This window comes from Latilactobacillus sp. VITA-14, from assembly GCF_046580785.1.
Classification (GTDB): domain Bacteria; phylum Bacillota; class Bacilli; order Lactobacillales; family Lactobacillaceae; genus Latilactobacillus; species Latilactobacillus curvatus.
Genome location: NZ_JBJKTM010000026.1, coordinates 1 through 21,734 on the forward strand (window position 1 = coordinate 1; position 21,734 = coordinate 21,734).

The 21,734-nt window shown below is 41.0% G+C and carries 20 protein-coding genes, 2 pseudogenes and 1 other annotated feature; of the genes and pseudogenes, 5 read left to right on the plus strand and 17 right to left on the minus strand.

Annotated elements, in window-relative coordinates; translation table 11 throughout:
- A partial coding sequence (locus ACF1X7_RS09010; RefSeq protein WP_411162687.1) for a transposase occupies positions 1-205 on the plus strand: 205 nt, incomplete at its 5' end.
- Here ACF1X7_RS09010 and ACF1X7_RS09015 read toward each other — a convergent pair.
- The 5 genes from ACF1X7_RS09015 to ACF1X7_RS09035 all read right to left on the minus strand — a co-directional run bounded on the left by ACF1X7_RS09015 (position 202) and on the right by ACF1X7_RS09035 (position 3,001).
- Positions 202-651 (minus strand): ASCH domain-containing protein, encoded by a 450-nt coding sequence (locus ACF1X7_RS09015; protein ID WP_221276682.1) that lies wholly within the window; start codon positions 649-651, stop codon positions 202-204. The two genes, ACF1X7_RS09010 and ACF1X7_RS09015, sit on opposite strands and share 4 nt — an antisense overlap.
- Positions 652-756: 105 nt before the next feature.
- A complete protein-coding gene (locus ACF1X7_RS09020; RefSeq protein ID WP_004271133.1) occupies positions 757-1,017 on the minus strand; it encodes a zinc ribbon domain-containing protein in 261 nt (86 codons plus the stop codon).
- Positions 1,018-1,422: 405 nt separating this feature from the next.
- The gene (locus ACF1X7_RS09025) at positions 1,423-2,115 is read right to left on the minus strand and encodes a 5'-methylthioadenosine/adenosylhomocysteine nucleosidase (RefSeq protein ID WP_411162688.1); all 693 of its coding nucleotides are present in this window, start codon (positions 2,113-2,115) and stop codon (positions 1,423-1,425) included.
- A gap of 41 nt (positions 2,116-2,156) precedes the next feature.
- Positions 2,157-2,447 carry a hypothetical protein gene (locus ACF1X7_RS09030; RefSeq protein ID WP_004271135.1) on the minus strand — a complete coding sequence of 97 codons (291 nt, stop codon included), beginning with the start codon at positions 2,445-2,447 and terminating at the stop codon, positions 2,157-2,159.
- A gap of 11 nt (positions 2,448-2,458) precedes the next feature.
- Positions 2,459-3,001: an NUDIX hydrolase gene (locus tag ACF1X7_RS09035; protein WP_039099553.1), complete on the minus strand. Its 543-nt coding sequence runs from the start codon at positions 2,999-3,001 to the stop codon at positions 2,459-2,461.
- Positions 3,002-3,177: 176 nt separating this feature from the next.
- Here ACF1X7_RS09035 and ACF1X7_RS09040 point away from each other — a divergent pair, with 176 nt between their 5' ends.
- Both ACF1X7_RS09040 and ACF1X7_RS09045 read left to right on the plus strand, forming a co-directional pair.
- A complete protein-coding gene (locus ACF1X7_RS09040; protein ID WP_004271132.1) occupies positions 3,178-3,858 on the plus strand; it encodes a 5-bromo-4-chloroindolyl phosphate hydrolysis family protein in 681 nt (226 codons plus the stop codon).
- Positions 3,858-5,051 carry a toxic anion resistance protein gene (locus ACF1X7_RS09045; RefSeq protein WP_146955294.1) on the plus strand — a complete coding sequence of 398 codons (1,194 nt, stop codon included), beginning with the start codon at positions 3,858-3,860 and terminating at the stop codon, positions 5,049-5,051. The genes ACF1X7_RS09040 and ACF1X7_RS09045 overlap by 1 nt, the downstream gene beginning before the upstream one ends.
- A 55-nt stretch (positions 5,052-5,106) precedes the next feature.
- Here the strand turns inward: ACF1X7_RS09045 and ACF1X7_RS09050 are convergent, their stop codons facing one another.
- The 10 genes and pseudogenes from ACF1X7_RS09050 to ACF1X7_RS09095 form a co-directional block, all read right to left on the minus strand.
- The gene (locus ACF1X7_RS09050; protein ID WP_064777074.1) at positions 5,107-6,540 is read right to left on the minus strand and encodes an MFS transporter; all 1,434 of its coding nucleotides are present in this window, start codon (positions 6,538-6,540) and stop codon (positions 5,107-5,109) included.
- 111 nt (positions 6,541-6,651) lie between these two features.
- Entirely contained in the window at positions 6,652-8,049 is a 1,398-nt protein-coding gene (nhaC, locus tag ACF1X7_RS09055; protein WP_064777073.1) for a Na+/H+ antiporter NhaC, read from the minus strand.
- A 79-nt stretch (positions 8,050-8,128) separates the two neighbouring features.
- Positions 8,129-9,548, minus strand: a pseudogene (tyrP, locus tag ACF1X7_RS09060) (tyrosine-tyramine antiporter).
- Between the two features lie 81 nt (positions 9,549-9,629).
- Positions 9,630-9,950, minus strand: a pseudogene (locus ACF1X7_RS09065) (tyrosine decarboxylase); the annotation flags it as partial.
- A 250-nt stretch (positions 9,951-10,200) separates the two neighbouring features.
- A complete protein-coding gene (tyrS, locus tag ACF1X7_RS09070) occupies positions 10,201-11,463 on the minus strand; it encodes a tyrosine--tRNA ligase (protein ID WP_064777071.1) in 1,263 nt (420 codons plus the stop codon).
- Positions 11,464-11,517: 54 nt separating this feature from the next.
- Positions 11,518-11,732: a binding site (T-box leader), on the minus strand.
- A gap of 133 nt (positions 11,733-11,865) precedes the next feature.
- The gene (locus ACF1X7_RS09075; RefSeq protein WP_004270977.1) at positions 11,866-12,066 is read right to left on the minus strand and encodes a cold-shock protein; all 201 of its coding nucleotides are present in this window, start codon (positions 12,064-12,066) and stop codon (positions 11,866-11,868) included.
- 106 nt (positions 12,067-12,172) lie between these two features.
- A complete protein-coding gene (locus tag ACF1X7_RS09080) occupies positions 12,173-13,213 on the minus strand; it encodes an aldose epimerase family protein (RefSeq protein WP_064777070.1) in 1,041 nt (346 codons plus the stop codon).
- A gap of 19 nt (positions 13,214-13,232) precedes the next feature.
- Positions 13,233-14,714: a UDP-glucose--hexose-1-phosphate uridylyltransferase gene (galT, locus tag ACF1X7_RS09085; RefSeq protein ID WP_411162689.1), complete on the minus strand. Its 1,482-nt coding sequence runs from the start codon at positions 14,712-14,714 to the stop codon at positions 13,233-13,235.
- A 10-nt stretch (positions 14,715-14,724) separates the two neighbouring features.
- A complete protein-coding gene (gene galE, locus ACF1X7_RS09090) occupies positions 14,725-15,717 on the minus strand; it encodes a UDP-glucose 4-epimerase GalE (RefSeq protein ID WP_069468278.1) in 993 nt (330 codons plus the stop codon).
- Between the two features lie 28 nt (positions 15,718-15,745).
- Positions 15,746-16,912 (minus strand): galactokinase, encoded by a 1,167-nt coding sequence (locus ACF1X7_RS09095; protein WP_039099501.1) that lies wholly within the window; start codon positions 16,910-16,912, stop codon positions 15,746-15,748.
- 138 nt (positions 16,913-17,050) lie between these two features.
- Here ACF1X7_RS09095 and ACF1X7_RS09100 point away from each other — a divergent pair, with 138 nt between their 5' ends.
- Positions 17,051-18,043 carry a LacI family DNA-binding transcriptional regulator gene (locus tag ACF1X7_RS09100; protein WP_411162690.1) on the plus strand — a complete coding sequence of 331 codons (993 nt, stop codon included), beginning with the start codon at positions 17,051-17,053 and terminating at the stop codon, positions 18,041-18,043.
- An 83-nt stretch (positions 18,044-18,126) separates the two neighbouring features.
- Entirely contained in the window at positions 18,127-18,972 is an 846-nt protein-coding gene (locus ACF1X7_RS09105) for a DNA/RNA non-specific endonuclease (protein WP_064777067.1), read from the plus strand.
- 55 nt (positions 18,973-19,027) lie between these two features.
- On the opposite strand, the gene ACF1X7_RS09110 is transcribed toward ACF1X7_RS09105, so the two are convergent.
- Positions 19,028-21,103 carry a DNA topoisomerase 3 gene (locus ACF1X7_RS09110; protein WP_411162691.1) on the minus strand — a complete coding sequence of 692 codons (2,076 nt, stop codon included), beginning with the start codon at positions 21,101-21,103 and terminating at the stop codon, positions 19,028-19,030.
- Between the two features lie 162 nt (positions 21,104-21,265).
- Entirely contained in the window at positions 21,266-21,553 is a 288-nt protein-coding gene (locus ACF1X7_RS09115) for a PTS sugar transporter subunit IIB (RefSeq protein WP_064777065.1), read from the minus strand.
- Positions 21,554-21,734 lie beyond the last annotated feature (181 nt).

Here is a 21,734-nt window from a genome sequence, read left to right on the forward strand (position 1 = left end):
TTTTTGCCATCCATATTCACCATGGGAGCGAGGCTCCAATGAATATTTTAATAGACGGTTACGCTGGTTCTTCCCGAAAAAGACCAATTTTAGCCAAGTAATGACTGATGAGATCCTAGCAGCACTTGAACTAATTAATCAACGACCATTAAAAATACATCATCAACAGACTGCCATTGAAAGATTCCGGGCTTGTTCGGATTAAACTTGTAATTTGCCTTCACATAAACACAGTTTGTCCGGTGTAAACACCCGCCCTGCCTCTGTATATTCAGCTTTAAAAAAAGCCTCGTGAGCTGAACGCCAATAATCAAGCGTCCGATCGCCCTCACCTTCTAAAAAAGCATGTTCAGCGTCGACTTGATTGTACTTAACAATCGTGCACGCCGTCGTTTTCGTAATTGCAACCGGCCGGTCTCGTCCGTCCAAAATAACATTGTAGTCCCCAACTTGCGGGACATGCTCATCGGGTTCATACAACTCAATCGCAGAAGTGGTGGCCGTTTTTTGACCGATTACTACCAATCGTGCCAATTCATTGGCCATTTGTTCTGTATTCCCAAATGAATAAATCTCCGCTGGTTGTAAATTAGGTGGCAACTGTTGCTGCTCTACAAATTGTTGCCAATACATTCTCACTTCCGGTGTCATTGTCATCCCCCTTTTCCATTCGTAACGTTGTTGTTAGTTTAGCAGAATTTAGCCATTTGACCAAAAAAAGAAACTTACCCATTAGGATAAGTTTCTTTTTTAATCTTATGCCCACCGACGCATCTTTTTAAGCATCATCGGATAGCTTTTAATTAGGAACCATTGTTTCATCTTACCGGTTGTTTGGTCGGCACGAATCCCAGCAATCCCTTTTTCAAGCATCTGTTCAAAAGTGATTGTTGGTTCTGTCCACTGACCATCAACGTAACACAGTTGGCAATACTGATTTGACTTGGTGCCATCTTGTTCACTACCTTGGTTTTGTGCAGTCAGTGGCATGCCACAACTTTGACAGAATTTTTCCATGGGTGGACTCCTTTAACGTGCTTTTCAAACCATGTTCCTACGTTTAGCCTAATTAGCCAAACAATCGGCTTCGTCGCTTATTCGTCTAATTTTGCTAATCCTCAGAACATAATCGGTTTGAACACACTTATTTTCTTAACGTGCTTTCATCAACAGCTTCCTGCGCTTTGCTACACTTATCATATCATCGACTATGTCGCTAATTCGTTAAGTTATGCAAATGCTCAAAAGCTAACCGTTGATGACGCACTTCTTTTATTTAACGTGCTTTTCAAACCATATGCCTGTGCCTAGCGACACAAGTCAAACGATTGCTTGCAGCAATCATTCGCCTTGTTGGGCTAGTGCTCGGAATATACCCGGTTTGAACGCACTTCTTCTTTAACGAGCTTGAACGCACTCATTTTATTTAATATTCTTCAAGAAGTTAAGCAACATTGCTGCTGATTTTTGGCCTGCTTCTACGATGAATTCGTCAAACGTTACGCCGGCTTCTTCGTCGCCGACGTCGCTCATTGCGCGAATGACAACGAATGGAATCTTGAATTGCGTTGCAACTTGTCCAATTGCAGCGCCTTCCATTTCACAAGAGAGCGCTTCGGGGTAAATTTCTTTGATTGCCTTGATTTTATCTTGGCTCGCAACAAATTGATCACCGGTGACAATTAAACCAACACGTGGTTGTAGGTCAACAGCTTTAGCCGCCGCTTCGATTTGTTGAACAATCTTAGCATCACTTTCAAATCGTTGGGGTTGTTGTGGTAATTGACCTGGTAAGTAACCAAAGGCAGTTGCTTCTGCATCGTGATAAGCGACTTCGCTTGAAATCACGACGTCGCCGATATGAAGGCCTTCACCAATCCCACCAGCTGAACCGGTATTAATCACAACATCTAGTTTTTCTTCGGCTAATAAAATCGCCGTCGTCATCCCAGCTTGCACTTTACCAATTCCTGATTCAACCAACGTCACTTCATGACCGTACAATTGACCTTTATAAAAGGTATTGCCAGCAACCGTGTGTTGTTGCACATCTTCTAATTTTGTTAAAAGCGTCCGAATTTCTTCTTCCATGGCGCAAATGACACTAATTTTCATACTAATTCTCTCCATTCTAAAAAAACATTAACTTTACCATTCTATAGGAAAAAAAGAATCAAGTAAACGATAATAATTAAGCCAAAGGTAATCCCAATCGCCCAATTCAACCGTTTCTTCATTCGTTTAACCGCTGGTGGATCGACTTTCTTAGTCCGACGCGTTGCTGTTTCTGGTTCGTCTTCAGTCACCGCTTTAAGGGCTTCTTTTTGTTGTTCACGTGCATATTCACGTTCTGTCCTGAGGCGCTCTTGATCGCGCTGTTTAAAGGCGGCTTCTTCAGCCTCTTTTTGTTGTCGATATTCTTCGCGCGTCTTAGGTTCATTCGTCATTTCTACCGCTCCTATTTTGCTTGTAATTGCCAGTAATACAACGCCATAATCGTTTTGGCATCACAGATTAAGCCATCTGCAACGGCTGCTTGTGCTTCTTCTAACGTCAACTTTTCGACGTTCAAGAACTCATCGTCATCTAGCGAGCGCTTATGCGTGACCGGCGTTAGTGTATCAGTGTAGTATAAAGTCATTAATTCATTTGAAAAACCGGGTGATGAAAAGAAATCCGTCACGTGCACGAGCTTTTGCGTCGTCAAACCCGTTTCTTCATTCAATTCACGTAGTGCGACCTGATCTAAGTTCTTTTCACCTGGATCAATCTTTCCAGCAGGAATTTCTAACGTTTCACGTTGCATGGGGGCGCGCCATTGTCGCACTAAAAGGATGCTGTTATCCGCCGTAATCGGAATAATGCCAACCGCCCCATGATGATAGACAATCTCGCGACTTGCGGTTTGTCCATTTGGCAGTGCCACTTGTTGAACGGCAAGATCAATGATCTGGCCCTTGAATAATGTTTCTTCCGAGAGGACCTTTTCTGTATAATCCATCTGCTAATGCCACCTTTACCGTTTAATCGCTATTATACGCGCATTTAAAATCGTCCGCCATCGTCAATGCTAAATTCAGGTTCACGGCCGAATTAAAAATCCATCCTTAGGCGGATACTCTTTTACCTTAATTCCTGTTAGAATGAAGGCATCAATTAAATCAGGAGCTGACAATTATGTTTAAAAAAATAACGATTTGGTGCACAGGCATGCTCATTACACTTGTCTCAATCCCAATTTTGGCAACATGCTTTGATATTTATGGTGATTGGGATAATTTCATCTGGTTCAGCCTTGGTTTATTATTAGGGCTGATCTACGTTACAATCAGCCTCAAACGGCTTAAACGACAACCAGAATATAAAAAAGATCAGCATATTTCACCACAAATGCTGAAACACTACCAAGATGCTGGCATGAGTGATGACGAAATTGACTTTTTCAGACAAACGATGCAACAAGCCGAAGCGCAAATTAAGGTACTTGCAACCAACATGCAAGCTCTTCCTAAATTACGGGCAATCGATTTAAATCACGATACAACCAAGGTCAGCCAATCGCTTTTTCGTGCGATTGTGAAAGATCCAAAGCGGCTTCACAATGCTGGCGACTTTTTATACCGGCACTTACCATCAATCAATGAACTGACTAGCAAATACATCGAAATTAACCATCATGAAGTCAAGACAGCCGATACCTATCTCGTTTTAGATAAATCGGCTGCGGCAATTGATGCGCTTAGTCAACAGATTCAACAAGACTACGCGGATTTCGTGGCCGAAGACGTCGATGACTTAGACACAGAAGTCTCCGTCGCTCAACAACAAATCACCCCAGATCACAAGGAGGAAGACTAATGTCTGAAACGCCCAATCCAACAAACGATTTAATGAATGATTTATTAAAAGATCCTTTCGACCAAAGTGCGCCAGTTGTCACTGAAGAAGCAGCCCCCCAGACAGAGGCCTCAATTATCAATAAGCTCTCCCCTGAACAACAAGCACAGGCCGAACAATTGGCACAACAACTGGACGTCAACGACCAACAAGCCGTCTTGAATTACGGCGCTCAAGCCCAAAAGAAACTCGGCGCTTTCTCCCAAACAATGCTCAACCAAGTCCAAAGCCAAGAAACAGGCGAAATTGGTGACGCATTAACGTCATTGATGTACCGTTTAAACGAAGCCAATCCTGACGAATTACGCGCCGAAGACAGCAACGTTTTCAAGCGGATGTTTGGCAAGATTAAGAAGTCGGTCTATGAAATCACTGCGAAATATCAAAAAATTGGCGCCCAAATTGATGGGATTGCCGTTAAATTGGACAAAGAAAAAAATGCATTAATGCGCGACAATGAGACGCTTGAAACGTTGTATGCGAAGAATAAAGCCTACTTCGATACACTCAATATTTATATTGCTGCTGGTCAGTTGAAGATTCAAGAATTAGAAACAACGACGATTCCAGAAGCCATGGAACGCGCCAAAAATGACGATAATCAAATGGTCGTGCAAGAAGTTAATGATCTCAATCAATTCAAGAACCGCTTGGAAAAACGAACTTATGATTTAGAATTAGCACGGCAAATCACGTTGCAACAAGCACCACAGATTCGCTTGATTCAAAATACCAACCAAGCATTAGCTGAAAAGATTCAGGCTTCCATTAACACGGCGATTCCACTCTGGAAAAACCAAGTTGCCATCGCCCTCACCCTGCTCCGTCAAAAAGATGCGGTCACTGCACAACGACAAGTGTCTGAAACGACCAATGACCTCTTGAAGAAAAATAGTGCGATGTTGAAGATGTCTTCAATCGAAACCGCCAAAGAAAATGAACGCGGCGTCGTTGATATCGAAACCTTACAGAAAACACAAAATGATCTTGTTGAAACCTTACAAGAAACCCTCAAGATTCAACAAGAAGGCCGCGAAAAACGCCAAGTGGCTGAAAAAGAACTCAACCACATGGAAAATGATCTGCGCGAACACTTATTGGCCTATACCCAAGGTCAAACTGCTGCTAACAGCGGACCAAAAGAAGTTAATTAAATCCACAAAAATAGCGCCGCCCATCTTTTTGATGAGCGGCGCTATTTTTGAATAGTTAAGCTATTTTGCGATATTTCAACATCCGCCAACCGGTTAGAGCCGTTGCGATTAAACAAATCACTAGCGCAACCATAAAGGCATCATGCATCCCAGCGATGAACACATTCGCGTGACCTGGAATATACCCCGTCACTTTTTGCCCGTAATTGCGACTCATTGCGGCATATAAAACCGTCGTTGACAATGAAATCCCAAAGACCATCCCAAGATTCCGCGCGAGGGCGTTAATCCCGCCAGCAATCCCTAGATCTTCAACACCGACGGAACTCATGACAATCGTGTTATTCGGTGCTTGGAAAATCCCATTCCCAAGCCCAACTAAGCCAACGAAGAACATGAATAACCAGATCGGTGTTTGTAGATTCATCAACATATAACCGACCTGACTGATCGAAATCAACACTAACCCGATAAAGGTTAACATTTCTGGCCCAATTCGATCCGAGATACTCCCGGCAATCGGTGCGACCACCACTTGAACAATTGGGAAAATCATTAAACTGTAACCGGCAAGATTAGGCGCTAAGCCTAGCGCATTTTCCAGATAGAATGGTGAAATCACATTGAAGAAGAAGTTAACGATGAAAATTAAGAACGCACAGAGTAAACTCAAACTAAAATCGATATTTTTAAACAATCTAAACGATAATAATGGCTGTTCTACATGTTGTTCAATCCAAACAAAGATGCCAGCACTAATTAAGGCAACGACAAAGGCCGCTAAAATAATTGGTGAGGTAAATTCAATTTGTTGGCCGATGAAAATGCCGAGGAATAAACTAACAATTAAAACTGCAAAACTGGCAAACCCAGCATAGTCAATTTTTTCATGTGTTTTAACAATATCCTTCGGTAAAATAAAATGCCCAAAAATAATGGTTAAAATTCCAATTGGCACGTTAATCCAGAAAATATAGCCCCAACTAAAATGCGCTAAGATTAGCCCACCAATCCCGGGCCCGGCAATGCTACCTAACGCAACGAATGATCCGGTTAACCCCAACGCTCGCCCACGCTCTTTCAGTGGGAAAACCTCGGTAATAATCCCATTATTATTGCTCATCGTCATTGATGCCCCTAAAGCCTGAACAACGCGTGCACCTAATAACAATGGTAAGCCGCCATTAAAGCCACACAACAAGGAACCAATAACGAATAAGAAGGTTCCAATTTTAAACACTTTGACCTTCCCAAAAGCATCGCCAATTTTACCGAATAATAATAATAAGGCACAAATCATAATCAGATAAATCGACACAATCCATTCCGCTTGATTCATCGGAATCTTTAAATCACGGCTCATGACTGGAAGTGCAATATTAACGATACTGCCATCAAGCGTCGACATGAAGGTAAATAGTCCGACAGCCGTCAATATTCGCCAACGATTTTTTTGAACCTGCGGATTATCCACATAACTTAATGCCATCTGTGAGTCACTTTCTTTCTTTTAAGTTTACTCCGTCTATTATACCGTGGTTTTAGTTAAAAATAAAAAACTTCCTCAATCAAAAATAATTCCTGATTGAGGAAGTTTCCATTACTTCGCTTGATTTTTTCTATAGCGCCAAGTAACAACGGTAAAACCAATCACAATGCTGATAATTGGTTCAATAAATGAATAAGTCGCAAACGGTACATAGTCAATTGGATTAACCCCGAGAGCCCCAGCTATGAAGATCCCACTAACGCCCCATGGTACTAAGGCGTTGACTGCAGAACCACCGGCAGAAAGCGTTCGACTTAAATACTTACGATCTAATGGCAATTTATCATATGCTGATTTGAACGTTTCTCCTGAAAGAATAACTGACAAATATTGTTCACCAACCAAGAAGTTAATCCCAGTCGCACTCACAATGGTCATCATAATCAGCTTCCCAGGTGTGTTAACGAACTGCTGAATATTTGTAATCAGCACTTCAACCACTTGATACTTAATCAGTAAGCCGCCAAGTGATAAAGCAAGGATAATCAAGGCAGCTGAATTTAACATACTTGCCATCCCACCTCTTGAAAGTAGCACATTCATTTGGCGATTACCCGTCTTTGCAACAAACCCATTCATTAGCATGTCACACAATACTTTTAGACTGTAATGCTGTTTACTTCTAAAAAGTGTGATAAACAAAGCACTAAATGAACTGATTAATAACGACGGAATTGCAGGTACTTTTAGCCACGCAAAAATAAACAAGATGATGACGGGTAAAATCGCCCAAAATGAGATATCAAAGTGCGTCATCAATACGTCTGCCATTTGTTGAATGCCGGCCATATTAGCTGATTTCGAGCTACTACCGACCACCACATAAAAGACGAGCGAGATTAGCGCTGCTGGCAGTGCCGTTTCCGCCATACTTTTAATATGATCATAAACATCAATCCCAGCAATTCCTGATGCTAAATTAGTGGTATCCGACAAAGGTGAGAGATTATTCCCTAAAAACGCACCTGATACAATGGCGCCCACCGTCAATGCGGTTGAAAACCCCAATATATGCCCAATTCCTAAAAAGGCAATCCCCATTGTTGAAATGGTTGTAAACGAACTACCCACGGTAATCCCAATCACAGTACACAATAGGAAAATAGTTGGAATAAAGAATTTAACCGATACCATCTTAAACCCATAATACATAATCGTTGGAATGGTCCCGCTAGCAATCCAAGTTGCCACGAGCACGCCAATCAGTAAAAAGATAATAATCGGAATAATCCCCGGTTTAATCCCTTCAACTATGCCATCATGAATTTCATCCCAAGAATAACCACGAAACTTGCCATAAAATAAGAGCACTGTAAAAACCATTAAGATTGGAATATGTGGTGTCATCTTGTATTTAATGATTAAAATACCAAGACAAGCTAACATCCCGACCAAAATCACAATTGATTCCAGTAAACTCGTTGTATGTTTCTTTTTTTCTTGTGTCATTTGAACACCCTCTAACTTATTCAATTGTCAAAACTATCAAAAACGGTCAGACTTTTAACAGCTGACCGTTTTTTTGAAACTATTTTTGTTGCATGTCTTTTTGGATGTCAATTAACCATTGATCATTCTTATATTTACTAATAATAAATGGAATGATAGTGAAGATAACTGAAATGATAACAACCAATAATGATTGTGACAAGCTTGTTGTGAATAAGGTTGCAAAGACAATAATCGCAATCCCTAAAATCAACGCAATTGAAACAGTCCATGCAAGACCGTTCCCTTTTTTACCAATGCGGTATGGACGGTCTAAGTCTGGTTGATCTTTACGTAATTTCAAGACAGCCACTGCGATTAATAAGTAAACAATTGCATACAAGATTGTTGTTGCATTTGTTAACGTTAAGAATACGCCGTTGACATCTTTCATGAAACCATATAATAAAGCAAATAATGAAATGGCGATTGTTTGTGTTAAAACAACATTTTTTGAAACACCATATTGGTTTTGTTTGTGGAAACCTAATTTTGCTGGTAAATAACCATCACGAGCAACTTGGATGATTGTCTTTGAAGGACCTGTTACCCAAGCTGATAATTGTAATAACACACCAATGAAGACCATGAAACTGAAGATGTTGGCGATCATTGTTGGCCAACCAAGAATTTGACAATAAATTAAGATTGGTTGTGTAATATTTGAAAGTTCCATTTTACCCATTGGTACAACGTTAGCAACTAACATTGCGTTTACTAAGTTCAAGACAACTAAGCCAATTAATGAAACGAAAATCCCTTTAGTAAAGGTTTTTGATGGGTTGTGTAAACGTGGAATAAAGACAGATGACATTTTAATCCCAGTAAAGATGAATGAGATACCAGCCATATATTTCAATGATGATAAACCATCTTTAGTTGGAATTAATTTGCCCATTGAGAAGTGACCCAATGTACCGCCAGGCATGATGCCGTTTTTGATTAATGCAGCAATCGCCATAACCGCCATAATAACGATTGGAATATAAACACCTAACCAAACACCGATATTGCCGCCGACTTTAGCCATATCATATTTTAAGCTTAATAATGTGATAATCCAGTAGAACACAAGGATACAACCAAGAACAAACCAGTGGTTATTCCCTAAAGTTGGATTACCAAATGAGTTACCCAATAAAGGTCCGATTGTTGAAGCAACCATTACCATCCCTGGGAACATTTGTACCCAAAGTAACCATGCTGCAACGAAACCTAATTTACTACTTAACGCTGTTTTAATCCAAAGTTGTGGGCCACCTTCTTCAGGCATTGCAGTCCCTAATTCACCAGCAATAAAGCATTGGTAATGCAAAGAACAATACCGCAAAGATTGAATAACTGATTTGAGCCCAGCCCGTTGCAGCTAACGTAGGAATACTACGAACAGTTGCACATAAAGCCATCGTTAAACCAATAAAGGTTCCTAAGGCAATTTTATTAACGTGTTTATTTTCCATTTTTACTTTTCCTCCGATTTTATCTCACAATAAGAAAGCCGCTTGCGCGGCTTTCTCTTTTTACTAAACAATTACTTAGAATTATTTACGATCTTCGTAAATTGCTTCTAATTTTTCTTGCATAGCTTGTTTGATCTTAGGAGCAAAGTAATCAAAGTTTTCTTCTTTGTTCATGTATGGTGTCATAACAGCGGCACGAAGAACAGTTATTTTACCAGCTTCTTCCCAGCCTTCTTCAGTAACGCCTAAGTTATTAACAAACTTGAATGGACTGTTACCATAATCAGGAATAGCGAAGTCAGTATGTGATGTTAGGTATTCGTTACCATAGATGCTACCAGTTACATATGAAGCTTGGTTGTAGAATTCATGGTTTAATTCGTTCATTTTTACAAGGTTGTTCATAACAAAAAATCCTCCTAAATTGTAGATATAGTATAACCCCAATCAATAGAATACGCTCATTGTCCATAAAAGCAAACCTATGAAAGCGATTCTGATTTTTTAGAGTACGAAAAATAGCCGTCAAACAACGTTTGACGGCTACCTTTGCAGTTGTATTTTGGGGTTATACTATATGATCTACATTCACGAAGAACCCAGTAACATTCAGTATAGATACAAAAGCCTTCATTTAATTTTTGGAACGTCTCTAGTCAGTAACACGTGCTAAGAAGTAATTCTTCTTCCCACGGCGAATAATCACAAACTTGCCATCAAAGCTAGTCATCGGGTCAATCATCGCATCAGTTTCTTGGATACGGTCACCGTTAATTGTAATGGCACCATTTTGAACATCTTCACGTGCTTGACGTTTTGAAGATTCAATACCTGTATCCACTAAGAAGTCAACAATGTTTTTAGCTTCTTTACTAATTTCAACTGATGGTGCTTTACCAAAAGCTTGTTCTGCTTCAACAACATCTAAAGCTTTGATATTACCTTTAAAAAGTAATTCAGTAATATGTTCCGCTTCATCTAATGCTTCTTGACCGTGAACAAAACGTGTCACTTCTTGTGCTAAACGTTTTTGTGCTTCACGTTTTTCAGGTTCTGTTGCAACTTTTTGTGCCAATTCTTCAATTTCGTCTTCTTCTAAGAATGTGAAGAATTTAAGGTATTTAATAACATCACGATCATCTTGATTTACCCAGAATTGGTAGAATTCGTATGGTGAAGTCTTTTCAGCGTCAAGCCAGATTGCACCACCTGCTGTCTTACCAAACTTAGTTCCGTCAGCTTTCAACATTAATGGAATTGTTAAACCGTATACGGGTTCGTCGCTACCTTCAAGTTTATGAATCATATCAATCCCTGAAGTAATATTGCCCCATTGATCAGCCCCACCAATTTGCAGTTGGATGTTATGTTCATCATGTAAGTGTTTGAAATCAATTGATTGTAGAATTTGGTATGTGAATTCAGTAAATGAAATCCCCACTTCCAAACGACTAGCAACAATATCTTTAGCTAACATTGTATTGATGTTGAAATTCTTACCGTAATCTCTTAAAAAGTCCAACAATGAGATTTTTGATAACCAATCGTAGTTATTAACAAAAGTAACATTGGCATCTTTACCAAATAATTTCCGCATTTGGTTTGATAAAGCTTCAACATTTTTTTGAACCTTTTCCATTGTTTGTAACTGGCGTTCTGAATTACGACCACTTGGATCACCAATTGATCCTGTCCCACCACCGATTAAGATGTATGGGTGATGTCCAGCTAATTGGAATCGTTTCATCATCATGAATGGAATCAAATGACCGATGTGTAAACTATCACCAGTTGGATCAGCCCCACAGTATAAAGAAATCTTGTTGTTTTCTACTAATTCACGTAAGCCTTCAGCATCTGTTTGTTGGTTAATCGCATCACGCCATGTTAATTCATCAATAATATTTTTTCTCATCAAAATTTCCTCCTAAATTAAAAAAGTCCCAGTAATCTTTAATAAAATAAAGATTACTGGGACGAAATGTCATTTTTTCGCGGTACCACCCGTGTTATATTTTGAAAGTGCACTTTCAAAATATCACTCTAGATTTTAACGTAAATTCAACGTACGATTTGATAAAACAAAAAGTGTAATTCGACTTAGAAACATATGTCAGGTCTCACCGAATCCCGACTCTCTGTAATAGTGGTTACTAATTCTACTGCGCTTTTCAATCGCTTTATTAACTTATGTGCTTATCATAGTTCACATGATAAATGAAGTCAACACTTTTATGCTATTTTTTTATAAACATGAACGATTTTATTCTAATTTAAATTTAATTAAATTAGAATAGTCGTATTTAATTCCTCTAAATTAAAGTTTTACAACATTCGCAGCTTGTGGTCCACGTGTGCCTTCAACGATGTCGAATTCGACCGCTTGGCCTTCTTCTAATGACTTGAAGCCTTCGTCTTGGATTGCACTGAAATGTACAAAGATATCGTCTTGACCTTCTGCTGAGATAAAGCCGAAACCTTTTTCATTGTTAAACCATTTTACTGTTCCTTTTTCCATGATGTTACTCCTTTTAAATACACAATTATTATCTAGCCACCAGAATCGGTCATCTAAACAAGTCAATTATACGCGATTTTGTAACCGCATGCAAGCGTAAAATAAATTAATTGAGTTTATATCGGGTCCGCCGTTGATATTGTTCGCCAGGATGCAAAACAATATTACCAAACTCGGTATGATGGATGGCATCTGGCATCATTTGGGCTTCAATCGCCACTGCTTGGTGGGGTTGAATTGCCTGATTTGTTAAGTTCGGTTCGTCCCCGAAGCCATTGGCGGTATAAATAACGATTGCATTCCCTTCTGTATCAATTGTGATCGAGCGGCCACTTTCGGGATCGCGTAAAATCGCATCCGCTTTACCCGACGTTTGATTCAATAGGAATGGATGATCAAAACCACCGACCAATTTAGTTTGCGTATTTTCACTATCAAAAGCGACTTGCAAAGCTCGCGGTTGACGTAAATCAAAGACAGAGCCCGCAACTGGGACTAATTCCCCGGTTGGTAAGCCGTCTGGTTGAATGGCACCAAAACGGTCACTATCGATTTGCAATGTGTGTTGGCCAACAAATTGATCAAAGTCCCCCGTCAAATTCAGATAGACATGGCATGTTGGGTTAAACAACGTGGTTTTATCAGTCGTTGCTTGATAGTCAATTAGCCATTCATTGGCCTCATTTAGCGTATACGTCGTGGTCACCGCTAAATTACCGGGGAATCCATTTTCACCATCTGGACTCGTTAACATGAAAACGACACTAATCGCATCATCTTTTTCAACCACTGATGATTGCCAGATTTGCGATTCAAAACTATTGGGGCCACCATGATTCGTGTTGGCGCCATTATTAATCGGTGCTTGATAATCATGACCATCGAGTGTAAAAGCACCTTGACCGATGCGGCCAGCTACGCGTCCCACTGTCGCACCAAAATAAGCTTGTTGCTTTACAAAATCCGCTAGGGTGTCATAGCCAATCACAACATTGGCCATCTGACCACTTTGATCCGGCATCACCAAGTGAGTAATCGTTGCGCCGTATTCTGTCACGGCTAATTGATACCCCTGACGATTCTCTAGCCAATACTGCCAAACCGTTTGACCATTTATTTCTCCAAATGCTTCTCGCCAATACTTCATGAATGTCCCTCCTTATAGGTTAAACATGTTGCGTAAATTTAATAAATGCTGCCTGACCTTGTTCGTTGCATTTGAAAACACCAGCGTCTTCTAGAACGCGCATGAACACTTTGCCGACTTCAGTCCGCACTAATTCCGTTACGTTATCTGATGTAATCGATGTGTTAGCGGCTTTAATCGTATCTGCCCATTCTTGATGGTAAGCGGCCATCTGGTTTGGTTGATCGCAGAGATAGTGTTCAACCTCAGCCATTTCATCTTTGAGTCGTGGTGGCAAAATTGCTAAGCCCATCACTTCGATTAAACCAATATTTTCTTTTTTAATATGTTGCACATCTGCATGTGGATGATAAATTCCATCTGGATGTTCTGCAGACGTTTGATTGTCGCGTAGTACCAAATCAATTTCGAATTGACCGTCTCGCATCCGCGCAATCGGCGTAATCGTATGATGTGGTGTGCCGTCTTCTGAGTGGGCTAAGATTTGGACACTTGGATCGCTGTAATTTTGCCAACTAGTTAAAATTTGTGCAGCGAGTGTTTCCAAATGCGTTGCATTCGCACTCGTCAAACGAATGACTGACATTGGCCACTTCACAATTCCCGCCTGAATATCATTATACCCGTTAAAATGTAGTGGTGTCTCGATTGGCGCCTTAGCCATTGGAAAATCGTGACGACCCCCTTGATAATGTTCATGGGTTAAGATCGAACCACCGACAATCGGTAAATCAGCGTTACTCCCAGCGAAATAGCCGGGGAACTGCTTCACAATCTGTAATAAATTTTTGAAGGTCGTTTCATTAATCACCATTGGTTCATGTTGACCATCAAGGAAAATCGAATGCTCATTAAAATAAGCATATGGTGAATATTGGAAGCCCCAAGTCTGACCTGCCAATTCAAAACGAATGATGCGATGATTACGCCGTGCTGGGAAATCTAAACGCCCCGTATACCCCTCATTTTCCAGACATAATTGACATTTGGGGTAGCCGGTTTGTTTCATCGTTTTGGCTAACGCAATTTGTTTCGGATCCTTTTCCGGCTTCGATAAATTAATCGTGATTTCTAAGTCGCCATATTGCGTCGGCACTTGATAAGCGATATTTTTCGCGATTGCGGCCACTTTAACGTAGTCGTTGGCCCGACTTAATTCATAAAAGTCGGTAAGTGCTTGTTGGGGATCACTCTCGTATTGATGCCAAAAATGGCGGTTCACCGCACTTGGTAATGGCGTCACCAAATCCATCAACTTCGCCCCTAAAATATCTTGTTCTGCCGCTAAATTCTCAATCCGGCTATTCGCAACTGCAAGACGCAACAACGCGTCCTTTAATCCGATGAGACTTTGATCAGTCACCGCAACGTTACTGTCCTCTTCACCAACAAGGTCTAAGACGAGATTAAATAAGTACTGTTGGTCTTCTGCTTTATAAAGTGTGTCTTGAAAGATAATCACTTTTTCAATAAATGTTTGAATCAATTCTCTTGCTTGCATATGCTTTCCTCTACCGATCTGCGTATCCTGCTGGATGATTTAAATGCCAATTCCAGGCAGTTTCAATAATTGCTTCCATATTGTCATACTGTGGCGTCCAACCCAAGACTTCGCGTGCTTTGTCACTTGCGGCAATCAAAGTACTTGGATCACCAGCACGACGCGGTGCCATTGTCACAGGAATTGCCTTGCCAGTCACTTTGCGAGCGGCTTCGACAATTTCCATATTTGAAAAACCAGTTGATGAGCCTAAGTTAAAGGCGTTACTATCATGGCCTTCTTCGAGGTAACCGAGGGCCAAAATATGGGCGTCGGCTAAGTCTAACACGTGGACATAGTCGCGGACGTTAGTGCCATCTGGTGTATCATAGTCATCACCAAAGATGGAAAGTTGTTCACGTTTGCCAGCAGCCACTTGTAACACGATTGGCAACAAGTGGGTTTCTGGGTGATGATCTTCTCCGATTGAACCATCTGGTTTGGCACCAGCGACATTGAAGTACCGTAATGCAACGAATTTAATGCCGTAAGCTCTGTCAGCCCATTTCATCATCGTTTCCATCATTAATTTACTTTCACCATACGGGTTGGTTGGGACTTGTGGGTCGGATTCCTTAATTGGAATTGATTTCGGTTCCCCATAAGTGGCCGCTGTTGATGAAAAGACGATGTGTTTGACGTCGAATTCATTCATCACCTCGAGTAAGGCAGTCATACCGTATGTGTTATTGTCGAAATATTTAAGTGGTGCTTGCATCGATTCGGGCACGATTGAGAAAGCGGCGAAATGAATCACACCGCTGACTTTTTCTTGTTGGAAGACGCTGCGCATGAAATCTTTGTCGCGAATATCGCCTTGATAAAAGCGCGCTTGTGGATTAATGGCGGCTTGATGGCCGGTGACGAGACTGTCGACAACGGCGACATCCGTGCCGCGTTGAATTAATTGATCAACGGTGTGCGAGCCGATGTAGCCGGCGCCACCTAATACTAAAACTGTCATCTTATCATTCTCCTCTTCAGTTGACTGATTAACCTAATTTTTTAGCGCCATCGGCAATTTCTGCCACGTAGAAACTTGGCGCATACCCAATCTTGTCTGTATAAACTTTAGCAACATTCGTTTCAAAGTTGTCGACTTGGTCTTTAGCAACAATTGCAATCGCACAACCCCCAAAGCCCGCACCAGTCATCCGAGCGCCTAAGACCCCTGGTTGTTGCCAAGCGGTTTGAACGAGTGTGTCTAATTCGATCCCAGTCACTTCATAATCAAATTGCAATGACACGTGTGACGCATTAACTAATTTGCCGAAACGTTCAAGGTCGTTGTTCTTCAGGGCTTCGCGGGCCTTCATTGTCCGTTGGTTTTCAGAAACCGCATGGCGTGCACGTTTCAACAAGTTTTCATCTTGTAGCATGTATGTTTGTAAATCAAAGGTTTCGTTATCTAAATCGCCCAATGATTGAATATCATTCTTCGTTTGTAAAATGGCTAAGGCCTTTTCACATTCACTGCGACGTTCATTATATTTTGAATCGGCCAATTCACGGCGTTTATTAGTGTTCATGATAATAATCACGTTGTCTTGCAAATCAATTGGGACTAAATCGTAATCCAATGTGTTCGTGTCTAGTAAGATGGCATGGTTGGCTTTACCCATTCCAACGGCAAATTGATCCATGATGCCTGAGTTAACGCCGATAAATTTATTTTCAACCATGACACCGGTTTTAACAAGGTCGACACGGTCAATTTCTAAATTGAATTGGTCTTCTAGAATCACACCCATTAATAATTCAATTGATGCGGATGATGATAAGCCAGCGCCGTTTGGAATATTGCCTTTTAAATAAATGTCCAAACCACTGTCGATTGTGTAACCTTGTTCTTGAAGGTAAACAATCATCCCTTTTGGATAGTTCGCCCAGTTGTGGGCCTTTTGATAAGATAAGTCGCTGAGGTCAAATGAAATGACACCCGCATCTTCAAAGTTCCCAGATAATAAATTGATTGTTTGGTCATCACGTTTAGCAACGACTGCATATGTGCCCAATGTAATCGCGGTTGGGAAAACATGCCCGCCGTTGTAATCAGTATGTTCACCAATCAAGTTAATCCGACCTGGTGCGAAGTAGCTCGCTTCCGGTGCTTTGTGGAATGCGTTTTCGAATGCGGTATTTAATTCTGTCATGTTCATAGTAAATTCCTCCTTTATTAATCGCTTTCATTTTACTAAACATTTACTAAAAAATCAATCTTTTTTGTTAACTATCGCTTTCTTTTCATTGGTTATGCTAAACTAAGTAATAGTAAACATTGAATTGAGAGGTGCACCTTGGCAACGATCAAAGATATTGCTCAACTCGCTAACGTTTCGAATGCAACCGTTTCGCGGGTCCTAAATTATGATCAAACACTTTCGGTTGGCGATGAGACCCGGCAACGGATTTTCGAAGCCGCCGAAAGTTTAAACTATCGTAAAAACACGCGCAAAATGAACCAGCAACGCGGACGCATTGCGATTGTCGAATGGTATACCGCTAAAGAAGAATTGGAAGATCTATACTACCTCTCCATCCGACTTGGCGTTGAAAAGAAACTCAAAGAACTTGGTTATGACGTAACACGCTTCTTTCAAAACGATCCATTTGATACGCTCCATGATGCTACGGGTGCTGTGGTAATTGGTAAGTACAGCCCTGCGCAGATTAAGCGCCTAAAAAAACTCAACCACAACCTCGTCTTCGTCGACATGAACACGCTCGATTGTGAAGTCAGCTGTGTGATGACCGACTTCAAAACACCAATTAAATCCGTAATCAACCATTTTACAACCGCTGGCTTAACTAAAATTGGTATGTTAACTGGTCAAGAGAGCACTGCTGATAATACTAAATTGGGACCGGATCCCCGTTTTATTCATTTTAAGACGTTACTCAAAGTTCAAAAAAACTATCACCCCGATTGGATTTTAACCGGTGACTTTACACCCGAATCAGGTTACCAACTCATGATACAATTATTACAAGACCAAAGTTCCGATTTACCAGAAGCCCTCTTCATCGCCAATGATGCAATGGCAGTCGGCGCTTTACGCGCCTTACATGAATCAGGCATCAAAGTCCCTGAACAACTCAGCCTGATTAGTTTCAACGATACCTCAATTTGCCAATACACGTTCCCTACTTTAAGTTCCGTTAAAGTTTACACTGAACAAATGGGCCAATCAGCTGCCGAGTTATTGGTTAAACAACTCGCCGCTAGCGAAATTATCCCCCAAGTCATTACGATTGGCACGACGCTGACACTACGCAATAGTTCAAAATAATACCTTCAGCCCACCGATGATCAATTCATCTCGTGGGTTTTTATCTTGTCTCAAATCAATTTTCATTAATAGGAGTATCTCTTTTGAAAACGAAAAAAATTAGACGAACCATCTTAACCATTGCTATCTTGGCAGTCGGTTATCTCGGTGGTCGCAACAATGTCTTACAAAATGTGTTCCCTGCTACAGTTGCTACTGAGCAACCAGCTAAACAAACACCCTCAGTCAGTCCTGATTATCAAGCCATTGCTGATCAAGATTTTAAAAGCGGAGCTGCGGCCTATCTACCAATTAATAACGAACAAAGCCAATTAACAGCAACGGATTGGCAAGGTGAAAAAATCGTCTATGGGCAACTCGACCAGCTTAACCGAACAACTAGCGTCACAGCTTACTTATCAAAGCGGAATCTGGGCAAATCAGAAGGCCGGACGCGCCAAATTTGGAATCCAACGGGTTGGCATAATCAACCTCTGATTGTCAATGGCCGCCGAATCACACCGCAAAATCGTGGCCACTTGATTGCTTATACACTCACTTTTAATTTTGATCAGAATGGTAACTTTCAAGCTGGTCAACCAGGCAGTTTAGATAATCCACTTAACCTCGCCACCCAAAGCGCGTACAGTAATCAGAAAACGATGCAGATTTTTGAAGAAAAAGTCCGCACTGCGCTCGAAGCAAACAAAAAAGTGATTTACAAAGTCACGACCGTTTTTCGGGGTAATGAACTGATGCCGCGCGGTTACTGGGTTCAAGCCATTTCAACAGATGGCACGCTGAATTTCAACGATTACGTCTGGAATGTTGAACCTGGCGTCGCATTCGATTACATGACTGGTCGTTCTCACTTAGATGCTAGCATGCAAGTCAAAGACGGTCAGAATATTGTTGACCGCACCAAACAACAAGTCAAACAACTTTTCTAAACAAAAAAAAGAGGTAGCAACCAGAATAATTCTAGTTGCTACCTCTTTTGCTAGCTTATTTTTCCATTGCCTTACGCAATGCAGCGGCTAATGGACTTTCCGCTGGTTCATCTTCTTGGTTCACTTTTTGAATCAAGCGGCGTTCTTCATGTTTAGAGATTTTCTTCTTACGATCTTTTTTGTCGAGCATCTTTTCGGTCGTCCCATCATTAAGACACCGGAAGTATGCGCCACCTTGCCCTTCAATAATCACCATTTTCTTATGACATTGTGGGCAGCGGTGGTTGGAAACCTTCGGATCTTTCCGACGCCGATAGTGACAGTTTGTGCAGACATAAATTTTACCGTCACGCGTATTGCGTTCTTTTAACGGATGATCACATTCCGGACATTTTTTATTCGTCACTGCAAAATCGCGGTATTCCGTCTCACTCTTTTTAATCTCACCGACCAAGGTCTTAGTGGCACCCTCGATTTCAGTGATGAACGCCTTCGGATTTTCTTCGCCTTTGGCAATCGCTTCAAGCGACTGTTCCCATTTTCCTGTCAGTTCTGGTGAAACCAAGGTCTGATTAACCAATTTCAAAAGTTGCTGGCCTTTTGGCGTCACTGCTAAAGCATGACCTTGTCGTTCTAGGAGTTCACTACGGACTAATTTTTCGATGATTTCAGCACGAGTGGCAGGCGTCCCCAAACCGTAGTGTTCCATCTTCCCGAGCAACGTCCCTTCAGTCAATGGCTTAGGTGGCGTCGTCAATTGTTCTTTAACCGCAAAATTAGCGCGAACTACCATCCCTTCTCGCCAGTCGGCCGTCGCGGTTGGTTGCCCCTCTTTATCGGTAGCATGCCAACCTTGTTGCACGACTTTTGTTTGCTTAAACGTAAAGGTTTGATCACCAAACTTAACGGTGGCTTTCGTAACAGCTGTCACGTATGGATCAGCAAATAACCCTAAAAAGCGTTCTACAATCAAGCGATACATGCGTAGTTCATCCGTCGATAATTTTTCGGCACGAACGGGTTCTTCAGTTGGAATTAAAGCGTAGTGATCCGTTACTTTGCCACCATTAAAGACGGCTTTTTGTTTGACCTGACTGCCTTGCCCCAAGTATTGCTTAGCACGTGGATCAAATTTGACTAATGCCGACAACCGTTCCTTCAAAGTCCCTTCAATATCTGTTGAGAGATATTTCGAATCCGTCCGTGGATAACTAACAACTTTATGGATTTCATACAATGATTGAATCAAGGATAACGTCTTTTTCGCGGATAAACCATACTTTGCGTTGGCCACTTGTTGGAGTTCCGTTAAATCATATGGTAAAGGTGCTGATTGCGATTTCTGCGTTGTTTTGACGCTGACCACTTGGCCTTTGGCTTGTTGCAATTGTGCAACTAAGTCGTCTGCCGCTTGGCGCGTCTTAATACTTTGCGGATTTGCTAATTGTAAGGCGGCTTGCTGTTGATCGACCGTCAAGTGAATTGTGTAGTAGGTTTGCGGTTTAAAACGATTAATTTGTTGTGCCGTTTCGTTCACAAAGGCTAACGTTGGTGTCTGCACCCGACCAGCGGATAAATTATCTTCATACTTGGTCGTCAATGCCCGTGTCACGTTCAAGCCAATCAACCAATCCGCTTTGCCGCGTGCTAACGCTGATGCGTACAAATTATCGAATTGCTTGGCCGGTTTTAAGTTTGCAAACCCTGCTTTAATTGCCTTAGTCGTTTGCGATGAAATCCAGAGCCGTTCAACCGGCTTATCGAATTTAATCCATTCCAAAATATAGCGCGCAACGGCTTCCCCTTCACGCCCCGAATCAGTTGCAATCACCGCACCTGAAATATCTTTGCGGTTGGCGAGGTGACTGATGGCTTTTAATTGCCCACCCGTTTTAGGCAATGGCTTTAAACCGATATGTTTCGGAATAATCGGTAAGTCTTCCAAACGCCATTGTTGCCATTCTTTTTTGATATCCTCTGGTAATTGCAGCGATAACAAATGCCCAAACGCCCAAGTAATGACGTATTGATCACCCTCAAAATAGGTTTTAGTTTTCTGAGTTGTTCCTAGAACTTTAGCAAGCTCTTTGGCAACACTCGGTTTTTCCGTGATAACTAGTTTTTTTTGCATTTAAAATTCCTCTTACTTCAATTGATCAAAATAGTAACTGACTAATAGTATAACGCATGTTGAGAAGGAACAACCCAGAAATCGCGAAAGTATCATAAATAATAATATTTCAACAGCCAAAATAAAAGATTCTAAGAAACTGAATTCTTAGAATCTTCTTTTTTATTTTAAATTTAATTTAGTCATTATTTGTTCATAAACCTTATCAACTCCTACTCCGCTTAATAATGGCACTCCATTGATTACTTTATCTTTTACATTATCAGGTACAATAGTTGTGCTAACAAATCCATCATAATCATCAATTTGATTAATATATTCTGCTATGTTCCCTTTATATGTTTGTACTTGACTAAGTACACCTTCTTTTTCTAAATATTCCTTAATCTTACCCTCTGCTATTGTTGATGTTGCAATACCACTACCACAAACAATCATTAATTTTTTCATTGCGTTTCACTCCTTATTTTCTAATTAACTTTAACTGGCTCCTATGATGGAATTACGGACAAACTGTTCGATATAATACATCATAAAGGAGCTTTTTATTATGGCAATTAAATATTCAAATGAATTTAAAGAATCGATTGTTAGCTTAAGTCAGACTGGCCGTTCGGCCAACTCACTGGCT